This is a genomic window from Methanomicrobium sp. (genome assembly GCF_055145805.1).
Map to the genome: position 1 here is coordinate 1 of NZ_JBSREC010000025.1, position 14,517 is coordinate 14,517.

Annotated in this window: 13 protein-coding genes and 1 pseudogene; 11 read left to right on the forward strand and 3 right to left on the reverse strand. The window is 38.9% G+C overall.

All coding sequences use genetic code 11. The features are described 5' to 3' along the window. The 3 genes from ACTB1O_RS01765 to ACTB1O_RS01775 form a co-directional block, all read right to left on the reverse strand. Positions 1-2,461 (reverse strand): nSTAND3 domain-containing NTPase (locus ACTB1O_RS01765; protein ID WP_462993426.1); only part of this gene is annotated, 2,461 nt, incomplete at its 3' end. A 298-nt stretch (positions 2,462-2,759) separates the two neighbouring features. Next, positions 2,760-3,014: a hypothetical protein gene (locus ACTB1O_RS01770; protein ID WP_462993427.1), complete on the reverse strand. Its 255-nt coding sequence runs from the start codon at positions 3,012-3,014 to the stop codon at positions 2,760-2,762. 91 nt (positions 3,015-3,105) lie between these two features. Beyond that, entirely contained in the window at positions 3,106-4,281 is a 1,176-nt protein-coding gene (locus tag ACTB1O_RS01775; protein WP_462993428.1) for an ATP-binding protein, read from the reverse strand. Between the two features lie 227 nt (positions 4,282-4,508). Between ACTB1O_RS01775 and ACTB1O_RS01780 the strand changes: the two genes are divergently transcribed. The 11 genes and pseudogenes from ACTB1O_RS01780 to ACTB1O_RS01830 form a co-directional block, all read left to right on the forward strand. Next, positions 4,509-4,640 carry a type II toxin-antitoxin system HicB family antitoxin gene (locus tag ACTB1O_RS01780; RefSeq protein WP_462993429.1) on the forward strand — a complete coding sequence of 44 codons (132 nt, stop codon included), beginning with the start codon at positions 4,509-4,511 and terminating at the stop codon, positions 4,638-4,640. A 279-nt stretch (positions 4,641-4,919) separates the two neighbouring features. Then, positions 4,920-7,235 (forward strand): PGF-pre-PGF domain-containing protein, encoded by a 2,316-nt coding sequence (locus ACTB1O_RS01785; RefSeq protein ID WP_462993430.1) that lies wholly within the window; start codon positions 4,920-4,922, stop codon positions 7,233-7,235. Between the two features lie 335 nt (positions 7,236-7,570). After that, positions 7,571-8,299 carry an ABC transporter ATP-binding protein gene (locus ACTB1O_RS01790; RefSeq protein ID WP_462993431.1) on the forward strand — a complete coding sequence of 243 codons (729 nt, stop codon included), beginning with the start codon at positions 7,571-7,573 and terminating at the stop codon, positions 8,297-8,299. After that, entirely contained in the window at positions 8,292-9,704 is a 1,413-nt protein-coding gene (locus ACTB1O_RS01795; RefSeq protein ID WP_462993432.1) for a hypothetical protein, read from the forward strand. Before ACTB1O_RS01790 ends, ACTB1O_RS01795 begins: the two co-directional genes overlap by 8 nt. A gap of 335 nt (positions 9,705-10,039) precedes the next feature. Then, complete coding sequence (locus tag ACTB1O_RS01800; RefSeq protein WP_462993433.1) at positions 10,040-10,573, forward strand: hypothetical protein; 534 nt, start codon at positions 10,040-10,042, stop codon at positions 10,571-10,573. A gap of 69 nt (positions 10,574-10,642) precedes the next feature. Continuing rightward, positions 10,643-11,032, forward strand: coding sequence for a hypothetical protein (locus tag ACTB1O_RS01805; protein WP_462993434.1), 390 nt, complete (start codon positions 10,643-10,645; stop codon positions 11,030-11,032). 26 nt (positions 11,033-11,058) lie between these two features. After that, positions 11,059-11,421: a hypothetical protein gene (locus ACTB1O_RS01810; protein ID WP_462993435.1), complete on the forward strand. Its 363-nt coding sequence runs from the start codon at positions 11,059-11,061 to the stop codon at positions 11,419-11,421. 145 nt (positions 11,422-11,566) lie between these two features. Beyond that, positions 11,567-13,090, forward strand: coding sequence for a LolA family protein (locus ACTB1O_RS01815; protein WP_462993436.1), 1,524 nt, complete (start codon positions 11,567-11,569; stop codon positions 13,088-13,090). A 209-nt stretch (positions 13,091-13,299) separates the two neighbouring features. Beyond that, the gene (locus ACTB1O_RS01820) at positions 13,300-13,674 is read left to right on the forward strand and encodes a hypothetical protein (RefSeq protein ID WP_462993437.1); all 375 of its coding nucleotides are present in this window, start codon (positions 13,300-13,302) and stop codon (positions 13,672-13,674) included. Positions 13,675-13,697: 23 nt separating this feature from the next. Further along, positions 13,698-14,081, forward strand: coding sequence for a hypothetical protein (locus tag ACTB1O_RS01825; protein WP_462993438.1), 384 nt, complete (start codon positions 13,698-13,700; stop codon positions 14,079-14,081). Then, positions 14,078-14,517: pseudogene (locus ACTB1O_RS01830) on the forward strand (hypothetical protein); the annotation flags it as partial. The gene ACTB1O_RS01825 and the pseudogene ACTB1O_RS01830, both read left to right, overlap by 4 nt.

The following is a 14,517-nucleotide window of genomic DNA, read 5'->3' on the forward strand; positions in this document are numbered from 1 at the left end:
AATAATCAGGTAAGTTATATTCAAGGACTTTATTAAGAATTTTATTTCTCAATGCTATTGACAAATTTGGATATTGATGGAGCAGTAAATTAGATAAATTATCTATTGAATCATCGTAGTCTATAATATTTTCAATGATTTTTTCCACTATATTTTTAGGCAAAATTGAGAAAGAATCAAATGTAACCCAGCTTACTGCTGTTACTGCCTCGGGGTAATTTGATAGAATTAATAATAATTCTGCATCAGGTCCTATTGGAATAAATTCAAAACATTCGAAAATGACTGCTGCTGCGATTGAAGTATTATTACCTTTCTTCATAAAATTTTTATTTGAAATAATTTCAAAAGGTATTTTTTGAAGATCTTCCGGCAATTTTTTGTAATTGTCACATAATGCAGTTAAGGCTCCCTTTAAATATTTAGGGGGAATAATATAATTTTTAAACAATTCTTTTATTTTTAATGAGCAATTTGGATAGTTTTGTGATATTAGATAAAGAATAATCTCTCCTGAAAACTCAATATTCAATAAATCTCTAAATATTGTTTGATTAATTTGATCTAATTCATCATAATGGCTGATGAGTAATTCTAAATATGGTTCGATATAGTTTTCATAATCATCTTCTTCACATGACGTATTTGAGGAATAATTTTCAAACTTTTTTTTCAAATGCGTTTGATAGATTGTTTGAATTAATTCATTTCTTGTTTTTTTAGGTAATTCTAGATAGTATTTATTTAATACACGAATAACATCCGGGATTGATTTTGAGTCATATGAAAGTTCACCCAATGCTTTACAAAATATTAAATTGCATCCTGAATTTTTTAATATGAAGGGAGTTGTAGCTCTATATGATGGATGTTTAAAAGATAGTATTTTTTGTCCAGAAAAACTGAATGGAAGAGTTAGTGGTAATGTAAATCCTCGATTACTTACTATTATCCGGTCTTCTTCATCTACCAATTTTGAAAATTCTTGATATCCTTCTTTTTTTAGGTTATCATATTTATAATTTATAAATTTATAATCAAAATTTTCAGAAATGAGAATAAAGGATAATAGTAAAATTTTATCTTTTCTTCCTGTATTGTAAAGACCAATAATCTCTTTTGCAAAATTTCTCTCAGAAGACTCTGAATTTCTTTTAATTTCTCTCTCAATATCATCAATATTTTGAATATTTATTGAGTTTTGGATAAAATTATGAATACTTAATGGTGTAGGTAAAATATCTTCTTTTTCAATTAGAGAGATAACATGTTTTTTTAATTTAGGCACTTTATACCATTTGCAATCTTTAATATTTGCCCAATCATTTAAGATAGATTTTCTTTTTTGAGTGTCATATGAGGGCATTTTGAGATTTAGTTCTTTTTCAAAATTTTCAATCTCTTCATCAGACAAAGAATCTGCTTTAAATTCTTTAAAAATATCTTTTCTGGATGTTAATAGCAAAAAAATATTTGTTTTATTTTGGATAAAACTAATTATTTCATTGATTCCCTGACTCAATTTTTCCCTTTTCTCATATTCAATATTTCCAAAAGGATCTTCAACATAAATTATCTGATTTTGATTTTTATTAGCATCAATTGTCTCTAGAAATTTCCTGCCTTCAGATCTTTCATTGATATCTCCACCTTTGATCCAGATAGGATTATATCCTTTTTTATACCAAAGCCATAATAATCGAATAGCCAGATAGGTCTTGCCATATTCGGGAGTTCCAGTAAGAAAAATAATATGATCTTTCTCAAAACTTTTCAGAATATTTTCATATTCCTGAGGAGGAATGAAAACTTTGTCAATCAATGCACCACTAGCATCGTTTCGAGATTTTCCAATTTTCTTTAAAAAATCATAAATTTCAAATTCTCTTTTAATTGCTGAAATAGGTAATGAGAAAATTACTTCATTTTCTAGTGGTATTTTTTTACAATCAATTTTTTGATGAACTTCTAATTTTTGGAAAACAGCAGCAGTAAGTATAACATATGATTCCTTAATTGATTCATGAAATTGTTCTTTATGCCAGTCCCTATATTTTTTAGGTAAATCCTTTTTAAGTGCAGATATAATTTCATTTGAGGCAATAGGATTGTCTGAATCTTCACTATTTTTTATAATATCAATAGCTACTTCAATAGGTATTTTTTCAATATTTTTATTTTCAGTTGGAAGATCTATATTCAAAAATTTATGCAATATTTGAAAAATCAAACTGAGATCAGAAGCAATTATAAAACAATTATCTGTTCCTTTTTCTATGTAATATTTTTTTGAATCATTTTGATTGTTATTTTCCAAGTCCTGAATTTTTTTATTAAAAGGATTTAATATTGCATTTTCCCTTATCCAATTTTCATTAAAATCAGTGTTCTTACCAAGTTCACGGGGTAATTTTTCGAATCCTAAAATATCAATATGAACTAAAAATTTCTCTTCATTCATAATATCAGATATATAAAATATTGGTGTTGCAATATATAACTCTAAGAGTCATAATTTCAATTCTAAAATGCAAAACTACCTTATATAGATTATTTATCTGAATATTTGCATATTTCAAAAAAAAAGGTTTTTTTGGAATAACTTCTAAAAATTTTTCAAAGTCTTTTATTCAGGCTTTAAAGCCCGGTAAAACGTAACTGCATCCCCGCACCCAAAATTCTCCTGAGTCAGAATATTTTCATGAGAGGTTATACCTGTAAAACCGGCTCCTTTCAGTATCGGCAAAAGATTAGAATACTCATACAGTTGTAAAGAAATTCTTTACAACTGATTTCTCCAAAAGTTCACTCTCATCAAAAATATTTTTAAGATGATTTCCTACATTTTGTTTAGTGGTTCCAAATAATTCAGAAATCCGCTTTTGAGTAAGCCAGATGTTTTCGTTATGCAAAAACACCTCTACTTTTACCTCTCCGTCAGGGGATGTATATAGCAGAAATTCTGTCAGTTCATCATGGATAGATAACTGATTCTTCTTTTCATTATTTTGCATTGGTTAATCACCATTTATTTTCCTGTCAAATCACTTTATCCTCAATCAGGCAAAAAAAATTGAGGAGGGTGTTTTCATATATCTATGATTATCACAAAAAATCCATGACCTGACCTAAATCATCATATGAAACAACTCTCCCCGCTTTCCTGTTCTGCGGGCTTTCACCGCCGTAAACAACAAAAGATCTCTTTGGAGGATTTCCCGAGAGATTATTCCAGTATGAGATATTTTTAAAATAATCGTCATTTACTGTTCTTCCTGCCTTGATTTCGACCGGCACCGGATTATCTTCTCCTGTATCAATTATACAGTCTATTTCATGTCCTGCCTTATCCCTCCAGTAATATATGTTGTTCTCCTTTGCCCTGTTGAACCTGTATTTTAAGAGTTCGACGATAATCAGGGATTCAAAAAGCCCTCCTTTCAGTGAGTGGTATTTCACCTGTTCGATATTTTGAATTCCGGCAAGATATGAGGCAAGGCCGGGGTCTGTAAAGTAGAGTTTTGGCATTTTGGTAAGGCGTTTGTTGAAATTTTTGTGATGTGCTCTTGCAAGGACTATTATGAATGATGCCTGAAGAAGAGAAATCCATTCTTTTGCGGTTTTATCATTGATGCCACAGTCATTTGCAAGCGAGGAGAAGTTGACAATCTGCCCGTTTCTGTTTGCACACATCTTCAGAAAATCCTGAAATGTTGAGAGGTTTTTTATTTGTTTAAGCTGCCGAAGGTCTCTTTCGATATATGTCTGAACATATGACGAGTAATAGTCCGTTGCATTTATTTTGCTGTCATAAATCCGTGGGAAAAATCCATTGAATAAATAATCCTCATATGTTTTCAGACCGGCACCTGCTGTTTTTAACTCGCTCATTGAGAGAGGAAGAAGTTTTAAAATTCCAACCCTTCCTGCAAGTGACTGTGATATTTTTTCTGAAAGCATGAAATTTTGCGAACCTGTGAGAATAAACCTGCCTGTTTTTTTTGAACTATCAAGTACTCCCTGAAGGTAAGAGAACAATTCAGGAACATGCTGTATTTCATCAATTACAGCTCCAGTTTTTTCAAATTGCTTTAAAAAACTTCTTGGATCTTCCTTTGCATATGCTCTTGTGTCCGGATCTTCAAGTAAAACATAGGGTTTTTCAGAAAAGACAGACTTCACAAGAGTTGTCTTTCCGGATTGCCTTGGTCCTGTTACAGATACTGCCGGAAATCCGCCTGCAAGCTGTCTAAGTTTTTTTTCAGCTTCTCTTTTAATCATATTTCTCCCCCTATGTTGGACAAATCCGGAATGCAACTCCGAATTTGTCCGGGTGTTTGTTGAAAATTGTATCTTATAGTATAAAAAAGACTGACCTGACAAAACTTCTCAAAGCTTCTTTTACCTGCAGGTTCAGGCAGATGTGAATTTTTGCAGAGTGAATTCAACACCCAATTTTTCTAACAACCCATATTTTTAAAATTACCAGATTCATATAGAAGAATAAGATGCAGATACAGGTTTTGATAAAACCGGGAGAGGACGGCTGGTTTGTGGCAGAAGTTCCCTCTCTTCCCGGATGTGTTTCACAGGGAAAATACCCGGGGATTTCACACTCGCAAATATCAGGCAGGCAATAGAGCTGTACCCTGAACCTGACAAGAACGTAATGTATTAGGCAATGCAGGGGTTGAGAGGTTACTTTATGGCAGGGAAAAATAATTTCCATCACTGGCCGTTTTGATTTTCATAGCTGCAAACGCTAAAAAACCTGAAAAAATTTCTCTTCTTCTTTAGGTCTGCCTGCCGGATTCAAACAATAAGTTATATAATATCACAATTTTAAACAGGAATAATTATTTCTCAAAGACGGGACTGGGAAATTACATCCCTGCTTTTCATATGCTTCTTTTAAGGGGATGGTAAAAACGGACAGATTCAAAGAGAAATATTTTTCTGCATCGGATGAGATGCGGAAGAAAAAGACGGATTTTTACAGGCACTGCACGTTCGCGGCAGTAATTTTGTTTATTCTGCTTCTGGTTTCAGCATCGCCGGCATCGGCGAAGGAGTGGACACTGACAACAAACGATACTATTTCTGATAATGTCACACTCGCCTCCTCAGGCGACACGCTCATCCTCAACCCGGGGACGTACTATCAGAATGGTAATGGTATTAGTATAAACAAAGATATCACCATAAAGGCGAACGCATCTGCAGGCGGAACGGCTGAGAATACGATTATCGACGGTGGAAATCAAAATGGAATTTTTTATTCTTCGGATAATACTTTTGTTATAGATAACCTCACCCTGAAGGACGGGAAAGATGGTAATGGTCTTGGAGGTGGTGTACATTTCACGTCTGGCGGCAGTCTCACTGCTGCTTCCTGTGTGTTTTCCGGATGTTCTGCTACAGAGGGATCAGGATATGGCGGTGCAATCTACTCCGAAATTCCGGTTGTCCTGACCTCGTGCACTTTCAGCGGTTGCTCTGCCAATGCATATGGCGGTGCAATCTACTCCAAAAATCAGGTTGTCCTGACCTCGTGCATTTTCAGCGACTGTTCCGTCACTGGGGACGGTGGTGCAATCTACTCCGAAGCAGGCAGTCTTAATGCTACATCCTGTGTATTTTCCGGCTGCAATGCCACTCAAAACGCAGGTGCAATCTACTCCAAAACTTCGGTTGTCCTGACCTCGTGCACTTTTACTAACTGCAATGCTGATAATGGTCCCGATGCATTCTATTTACTCAGCGGTGTCCCTTGCAATATGAACTTCTGCAGGATCTATAAATATCAGGATACAGCAATTTCCAGCGCAATTATGCAAATCTCCGCCGAAAACAACTGGTGGGGAAGCGGATCGATAACTAATATCATCGTAAACGCGGATACAAACCCGTATCTGAAGTCCGGAATCACCGCCACACCTTCTGTTATTACGACATCGGGGACATCCACAATAAAAGCGAACCTGACGCACAACTCGAACGGCGATGACACCTCAGGTTCCGGCCTTTTTGTCCCCGACGGGATTCCGGTAGCATTCTCCGCAACCTCCGGTACACTCTCGGTTTCGGGCGGAAACGTATCCTCCGGTGTTAACACGACTGTCTTCACCCCGGAATCTGCAGGGACTGCGATGATAAGTGCGGTGATTGACGGTGTGACTGTAAGCGTCCCTGTAACTGTTCTGGAAGCAGGCTTCACAGGAGATCCGATAACCGGCACAGCTCCGCTCGATGTCAACTTCACCGATGCCTCCGGCGGTAGTCCGACTGCATGGAACTGGTCGTTCGGCGACGGTGAATGGTTTAATACCACCACATCCTCAAACCCTGTCCACACTTATGATACAGCCGGAACGTACACCGTAAATCTCACGGTGAGCAGATCCGGCGTAACCGACACCCTCTCCCGTGCAGGTTATGTCAATATCAGTGCAGTCCCCGCCCCGCAGCCCACAGTAGCACCCGATAACGGGGGAAGTAGCGGCGGAAGCGGCGGCGACGGATCAAACACCGACACAGGCGTAGGTGCTACAGGCAGTCTCAATGCCGGTGAAACGGCTTCATTCGGCTTTGAAGGAAAAGGAGCCGTAGGTGAACTATCGATAACAGCCGGTGATAAGATCTCAAAAGTGATGGTAACCGTAAAGAGCCAGAAAAACACCCCTTCAGATGTTGATGAGCCTGAAACCGATGTCTACGAGTACGAGGATGTGACAGTCTACTATCTTGAGCCGTCAGGAATATCCGGCGGAACTTTTGATTTTAAGGTTGAAAAGAGCTGGCTTGAATCAAACGGGTATGATATCAGCGACATCGTAATGCTGCACTACAATGAGGAAACAGGCGAATGGGAGGAGCTTTTAACAACATTCGCCGGCGAAGACGGAGGTTATTACTATTACAGTTCACAGACTCCTTCCTTCTCCCTCTTTGCAATAGCATATTCAGAAGGTGCGGCGATTGTTCCTGAAAAGGCAGCACCTGATCCTGCATCTGAATCAGATAAGAGAGTTAAAACCACTGCACCGGCAACCGCACCTTCGGAAACAGAAACACCGGTACCTGCAGTCTCCACTGAAAAAGGATTGTCATTATCCCCGCTGATAATCCCCGGAATTTTTCTCATTGTGATTGGGATAGTTGCGTCAGGATTTATATGGAAAAGAAGACGCGACAAATATCCTGACTGGTGGGATCACGGCAGAGGCAGGAAATAAAATTTATCAGAATAACTATTATTTTTTTCAGTCTCCGGGTGGATTTTCACAGGGGATTTCTACAAGGCCGGTTTTTCAGTTATTTTTTGAAATATATCTTCGTTAATCCGACCGCCGAAAGCTAGATCTTACTTTTCACTGATCTATGGATTGTGAGAGACAATGGCAAAGATGGGCTCTTACATCAATTCAGGGAGTGCCGCTCAGCGATAATCAGAATTCCCTGACGTTTTAACTCAGCCTTGTTCTTCTGCAGGATATGCACTTAATTTAATTGAAAAATTGAGCAGATATATATTGCACTTAATCAAAAGTAGTCTCTAACGGAGATATATATGGCGCCTGTAATCAGAACCGATAACCTGACAAAGACTTTTGGAGAGTTAAGAGCTGTTGATTCTGTCAGTCTTTCTGTTGAGAAGGGGAGTCTTTTCGGGCTTTTAGGACCGAACGGTTCCGGAAAGACTACAATGATTAAGATGCTCACCGGCCAGATTAAGCCCACGTCCGGTTCGGGAGAGATTCTTGAAATTGATTCATCAGCAGAAGGTATTAAGGTCAGGGAGGCTGTGGGAATAATCCCCGAACAGGAGACTCCGCCGAGTTTTTTAACGTCAGAGGAGTATCTCTCTTTCGTCGCCAAAATCAGAAATATAGAAGATATCGGTGATAAAGCGGACTGGTGGTTTGACTATCTTGATTTCGCTGACAAAAAAGACGTTCTTTGCAAGGATTTGTCACGCGGAACAAGGCAGAAACTCATGTTTGCGCAGGCCTTTTTACACGACCCGGAGGTCGCATTAATTGACGAGCCCTTAATAAATCTCGATCCCGTTATGCAGAGAAAGGTAAAGAAATTTTTAAAGGATTATGTGGCCCGCGGAAATACAATATTTCTCTCAACCCATATACTTGAGATTGCAGAGGAAATATGCTCTGATTTCGCAATTTTACACAAGGGAAAGCTTCTGCATACAGGGACTGTAAGCTCTTTAAAGGATAAAAATATTCATCTCGATGATTTTTTCATGGATCTTGTTGAGAAGAGGAATTTAGATGTTTGATATCTTTAAGGTCATGTTTAAGGAAGAGTGGCGGATGCACTCAACACTTTTCGGAAGTCTGAATTTCGCGATGTTTCCTGTATTGATATTCGCAATCGCCTTTATGGGTGCATTTCTTCTGCCGCTTATTAGAAGTGTGATGGACATCGCAGTGCTTGGGATTGTGATTCATGCACAGTTTGTTCTCCTGGGTGTAATGGTTGGCTCCTTTGGACTCATGGGGAAAGAGGTTATGAACCGCAGATTCGGGCAGGCAAGCTTTATTGCATATTCGGCAAGGAGTCTTCCGGTATCAGAGAAGATGATATTTTTAAATTTCGTTGTAAAGGATATCATCTACTACTTCATACTCTGGGTACTTCCGTTCGGAGCAGGTTTTCTCATCGCATCGCCGTTTCTGGGAATTTCGCTATACTATCCGATGCTTTTGCTTCTGACGATGTCGCTTGCATTCCTGACAGGGCTTTGTGTTGTATTTTTATTGTCGGCAGTATATTCCAGAAGCAAAAGGGCACTTGCCGGCTTACTTTTAGTCCTTGTGCTGTCAGTTGTGGCCTTAAGTTTGGTATATTCTCCGGAAACTGTCATCTTCCTGCTCTTCCCGCCGGTTTCACTCTTTAACTCATTCACATATTCCGGGCTTTTGTTATCTCTGTGTCTGATAACTGTTCTTTTCGTGCTTTCGGTCCTCTTTTTTACACCTATTGACTCAGGCTCTGAGAAGCATTACAAAAACAGACTGGATTCTCTCTCAATGAGGCTGAAATTTCTAAAAGAGAATACTCTGGTTGCAAAGGACTTTATTGATCTTTACAGAAGCGGAATCGGAGTGGGGCAGACTCTCTTCTCATTTCTTCTTCCGCTTGGACTGATCTGGCTGGTATTATCTTTTATGGCCGGTTTTCTCACACAGGGAAATATTCTCTTCACGCTTGCAGTCACAACCGGTATTATAGCATCGACCATGTACACATGGCTCACTGAGTTTGACCAGGTATCGACATATCTCTTTTTGCCTTTGAATATTTCATCAGTAATCCGGGCAAAGATTGGAACTTTTACTGTACTTCAGGCAGTTCCCGTAGCTTTTATTGTAATGGCGGGTTTTATCTCAGGGGCCGCTGAATACATTCCGGGTGCCGTTGTTCTGACACTTTGTGTCTCGTTTTTCACTCTTGCCTTAATGGTAAGGCTTTGCGGACTTTCTCCCGGAACAATGATCTACAATGTCAGGGTATTTTTAAAATATATTCTTGTGACAGGACCCCTGACACTTGTTCTTCTGGCACTGACATTCATTAGTCCTTATCTTGCCTACATGTCAGTTCTTCTTCTGATTCCCGCATGTCTTCTGATAAAAAGCGGGTTTGGGAAATGGGATGCTGCAGATAATGCGGGATTTTAGCCGGTAAAGAAAATTGTCCTGTATCCAAAATCAGTATGGATAAGAGAAACAGGACAATTTCACAACCGGATGATAATCCATAGATAAAATGTTCATACTTAAAAGCGCAAATGATTTTTTTGTCTGAAAATTATTTGAATTTTATTTATAAGGCATTTTTGTCTTAATTTTTTTGACAATGGTAAAACAAGACCGCCAGTTAAACACTCAGTTTGATTACTTTTGGAACAGTTCAAGAGCATAGTGAGAGAAGATATAAATGAGCAAATTCTATTTTTTTGATGATGCTGAAAATTAAAAAACAAACACTGGCACTAATTATTATTTGTATTTTTTTGATTAGCCCTGTCGCAGCTGACAGAAACGGTGTTTATCTTTCCATCACTCCATCCAGCCCTACGGAAAATCCGAATTCCTATGTTCATGCATATTCCGGTGATGAACCTGTTATCGTAAATATAACTCTCAAAAACGAAGGCCAAAACCCGGTTACCATAATGGGCGTTCCCCCAATGACAATAATCACAAATGAAGCGATGTCAGAATCCAGAAAATATCTGCGCAATCAATCTGCAAAGATTCTGTTTCCCGGAGAATCATGTACAGAAGTATTTGTCTGGGATCAAAAGGATAAAAATGATACAAAGGTGATACCCGGACTTTATACAATTCATGTCTATTATCTCTATTCTCCTGATGATGACAGAGGTATCTGGGATATATCCAATCTGCAGATGAGCACAGGTTCTGTATATATTCGGATAAATCCTCCAAAATCCACGCCTTCCACACCGCTCCATATACTAATTTCTTTGGCAGGACTGAGTATTTCCGGAGTTATTGTGATGTGTTTAAGAAAAATAAGATGATCTGCTGATGATTTGTTTTCTCTGATTATCCGGGATATAAAACTGGATAAAAAAAATTAGTGAGAGTTCATGAAAAAAATAATTAAATCAGGTAAAATAGCCGTTCTGTTCATTGTGGCAGTCTTTGTTATTTCCCTGGCATCATACAGTACACTTCTGGCATATCACATTTTATTCACACCTGATTCATCTATTTTTGCCGGTGCCTACTCTTTTAAGGAAACAGATTTAAGATCGGAAACTGTTATTATAAATTTAAGTGAGTCTGATTTCAGTCAGTACCCTGTCCTGAGGGAACTGTTAAATGACCCTGACAGCGGGGGAATAACATTTAATCGCTTTGAATGGGATTATGAACAAATTCAGGATTTTAGGAATCGCTACTTTGTAAATAATTCTGTTAACAGATATGTCTGGTGGAACAATACCTGTTACCAGATCGTTGTCGGTCAGTCATAATTTAAAAAAATGAGGAGGATTTTGTTTTGTTATCAGAAGGAATGACAGATCTCATGATCTCTCTTTTTGCAGCTGTGCCAATATTTTTCTTACCTGCTGTTTTTCCGTTGATCGCAATATTTTATGGCTGGTATACCAAAAACAGGGTTGCTGCAGCTCTCCTGGGGGCAGTTCCATTTCCCCTGCTTATGACTGCCGGTATCGCTTTACAGGGTTTCACTCCTGTTCACACAGACTGGCTCGCAATGGCAATCGTTTATTATCTGAGTCTTGCGGGAATCGGAGGACTTTCAGGATATTTTGCATCTTTTAAAACAAGGAAACATCTGGCTGCTGCACTTGGACTTGCTGTTGTATGGGTGATTGTCTTTTTTTCCGGAATTAATTAGTAAAATTCAGGAGATTAAGGTATGATAAAAATGGAAAAGGAAATATTATCTGACTATGATTCAAAAAATAAAATAATAATCTTGTGAGTCCTTAACTATGAAATCCTCCCGTATATTTATTCTGACCTGTTTATTTCTTCTTCTGGTGACATTCCCTCTCCTTTCAGGCTGCACAACCAGCCAGTACAACAACCTGACTGCCGGTGAACTGAAAAATAAGTTTCTTGAAAATGCAGGCAGAATTGAGGATTATCAGTCAGAATATCACTCTGCAAAAGACGGGCAGATTCTTTTTGACTGGAAAGCTCCCGCAGAATACCGTATGGAATACCTCAGCAGTACAAAGAATGCGCCGGGAACAATCCTCCTCATGAATAAAACAACAGCAGTCTGGTATGATGCCAAAGAGAACACGTACAATATCCAGCCGGAAATAGCGTATCTTCCCCGGCATGATTACCAGGCAATTATTCAAAGAGCCGTTTTTAACGAGGAATTTACCATAACCGAAACAGAGCCGGCTGATGATCGTATGCTGTATGAAATAGAGATTTTAACAGAACCATGGTCTGATAAGTACACTGATTATATCAGCTCAAAAATCCGGGCCAGGATAGATCCAAAATCAGGCCTCGTATGGAACATCACAACATATTACCCGTCGGATACCGTAAACGATGTAATCGAATATAACCGCATTGAAGTGAATACCAACATTCCTGAGAGCAGGTTCTCGTTTATTCCTCCGGATGTATCAAAACCCAGGGGTGCTGTTGAAAGGCCCGGAATAATTACAACAGAAAATTACTCTGACTCACTGCACCCGGCTCTTGTTTCGGGCAGTACTGACTATACCTCTGATCTGCTGACACTGCCTGTCGGAGGTTTTAACGGGGAGAGATTCTTAATCCACATGTTAAATTATGACGGAACAACATGGGTGAAAAAGCCCGATCCGTCAGGTTCAATAAACTATACCTTCTATTCCAGAAACATGCAACCTAAAACTGTGAAGTATAAGATAACACGTGTCGCCGGATTGTATGAGACGAGCCCTCTTCCTCTGCCAAATAACTTTAAAGTTGCAGTTGAACCGGAAGAGTTCATGGCAAAGCCGGGGAATGTTTATACATCTACAGTTACGGTTCACATGCAGCCTGATTCTGAACCTCACGATCTGTGGTTATACATGCACGCTGATATCGAAGGGTCGCCGGATGCGATTACTGACGACTGGGTAAGAGTGGCTGTTGATGACGGCACACCTATGAGTGGTGCCGGGCTTTACCACTTCTACCAGGGATCAGGAGATTATGCTCAGGATCTGCTGGTTGTGCCGCAGGGAGAAACTGGCATTGCACAGTTTATAGTTCAAACGGGCGAACTTGACACTGGTATAGTAACAATGAACCTGACAACAGTGCCATGCAGTCTGAATCATGGGCCTATAGGTGAGGATGAATGCCCCTCTTGGCCAAAAGGAATACAGGTGTCTTTAACTCCGGACAGATTCACAGCCAGAAGCTTTGCTGATTACTATCTCGATATGTCATTTTCAGTTGATTCTTCGGTAAAACCGGGGGATTATTGTTTTAGTGCACAACTAAGGACACCTACAGGAGGTTTTGATTTTTCAGCGTTCACTCTCAGGGTGATTTCTGATGAGTGATGAATTTTTTAAAAACCAAAAAATAACTATCCTGACAAAAAATCAATTTGATTTTTCCAAAGAAGGGTCCGGGGACATAATGATAAGTGATATATGTAATATATTTATATATTAATCTTGGATGGGTAAGTCCGAATAGCAGATACCTGAGATTATTCTGATTTCATGATTATGATATGAAGATATTGCAGTTTATACGGAATATTTAGATGATATTTATAAAAAGAATTGCCAAAACCGGTTTGCCGGCGTTTTTTATTGCCGGAATAATCCTCTCTTCAGGGTGTGTTTTTGATAAAGAGTTTACAGATGATGAACTGATTTCAATTGCAGCAAATAATCCCGAAGTGGTCTCTCTCATTGGTGATGGCGATTACAAAGTTACAGGCTCAGGACCTGTGAAAATGAATGGCGTGGATATCTATTCTGTAAAAATATCAGTTACAAATGAGCAGGGGAAAAAAAGGGCTTATCAGGTTTTTATAGATAAATCAGGGTATGTGATAATGGTTAAAAATGAATTTGGCACGATAGATCCTAATACGGTTGATATTGGCATTAAAAACAATAGTACTGCAAGCTGAGATTATTTTTAGGAGGAGTAAATATGGAAAAATTACAGAAGGCTGCTCTGGCAGTTTTAATAATATTCATTTTCATAATATCGGGATTTATGCTCTTTTTGCACCTGCTTTCAGGCGATCTCGGAGGATCAATGTCGCTTGCAAAAGTGTCAGAGGAGAACCTGGATTGTTACGAAATTGTAGAGATAACAAATGATGATTTCAACAGATATCCGCCCTTAAGAGAGCTTTTTGAAAACATCAACGACGACGGGGGGGAGTTTATCAGCCATGCTTCAGTCCGGGGAAAGGCGACAGATGAGATCATGTCAAAATATTCGGTTGAAAGGGATGGTCAGGGCAACCACATAAGAAAGGCCCTTTTTTGGAACGGGGATTATTACTTTATTCTTATGGCCAGATCATGAAAGGGGCTGATAAAAACCTGGTTGCTGCCGGAATTTTTCTGGCGCTGATATTTTTAGTGATAATCGGATGTGTGGTATATTTTTGCGGCGGGTCACTGCAATCCTGTTATTGTGTATCGGGAGAGGGCGAATCAGCAGTTCCTCTTGTTGATTTTGCAGGTGCAACGACGCTTGTAAAATCGCAGAAGAACGGTACGGAGCTTAATATACAGAGCACCATTGAAAACTGCGATCTCGTGCTCCTGGATATTGAAATGATCAGAAAACAGCTGTTTGCAGGGGATAATTTGTCTGTAAAAATTGAAGGAGAACCGTATCTGATGGTTCTTAAAGGTTTTACAATAAAAACACCGCGGGAGGTTTCAGGCATTTATTCCTACACCGGATACCTTGACGGCTTTCCTGAAAGTGAAATAGTTCTGACGGCAGGCGAGCA

Bases quoted from the DNA above. Each gene is read 5' to 3' on its own strand.
- ACTB1O_RS01770 (WP_462993427.1), bottom strand. From the start codon at position 3,014: ATGCAAAATAATGAAAAGAAGAATCAGTTATCTATCCATGATGAACTG.
- ACTB1O_RS01775 (WP_462993428.1), bottom strand. From the start codon at position 4,281: ATGATTAAAAGAGAAGCTGAAAAAAAACTTAGACAGCTTGCAGGCGGA.
- ACTB1O_RS01780 (WP_462993429.1), top strand. From the start codon at position 4,509: ATGCAGATACAGGTTTTGATAAAACCGGGAGAGGACGGCTGGTTTGTG.
- ACTB1O_RS01785 (WP_462993430.1), top strand. From the start codon at position 4,920: ATGGTAAAAACGGACAGATTCAAAGAGAAATATTTTTCTGCATCGGAT.
- ACTB1O_RS01790 (WP_462993431.1), top strand. From the start codon at position 7,571: ATGGCGCCTGTAATCAGAACCGATAACCTGACAAAGACTTTTGGAGAG.
- ACTB1O_RS01795 (WP_462993432.1), top strand. From the start codon at position 8,292: ATGTTTGATATCTTTAAGGTCATGTTTAAGGAAGAGTGGCGGATGCAC.
- ACTB1O_RS01805 (WP_462993434.1), top strand. From the start codon at position 10,643: ATGAAAAAAATAATTAAATCAGGTAAAATAGCCGTTCTGTTCATTGTG.
- ACTB1O_RS01820 (WP_462993437.1), top strand. From the start codon at position 13,300: ATGATATTTATAAAAAGAATTGCCAAAACCGGTTTGCCGGCGTTTTTT.
- ACTB1O_RS01825 (WP_462993438.1), top strand. From the start codon at position 13,698: ATGGAAAAATTACAGAAGGCTGCTCTGGCAGTTTTAATAATATTCATT.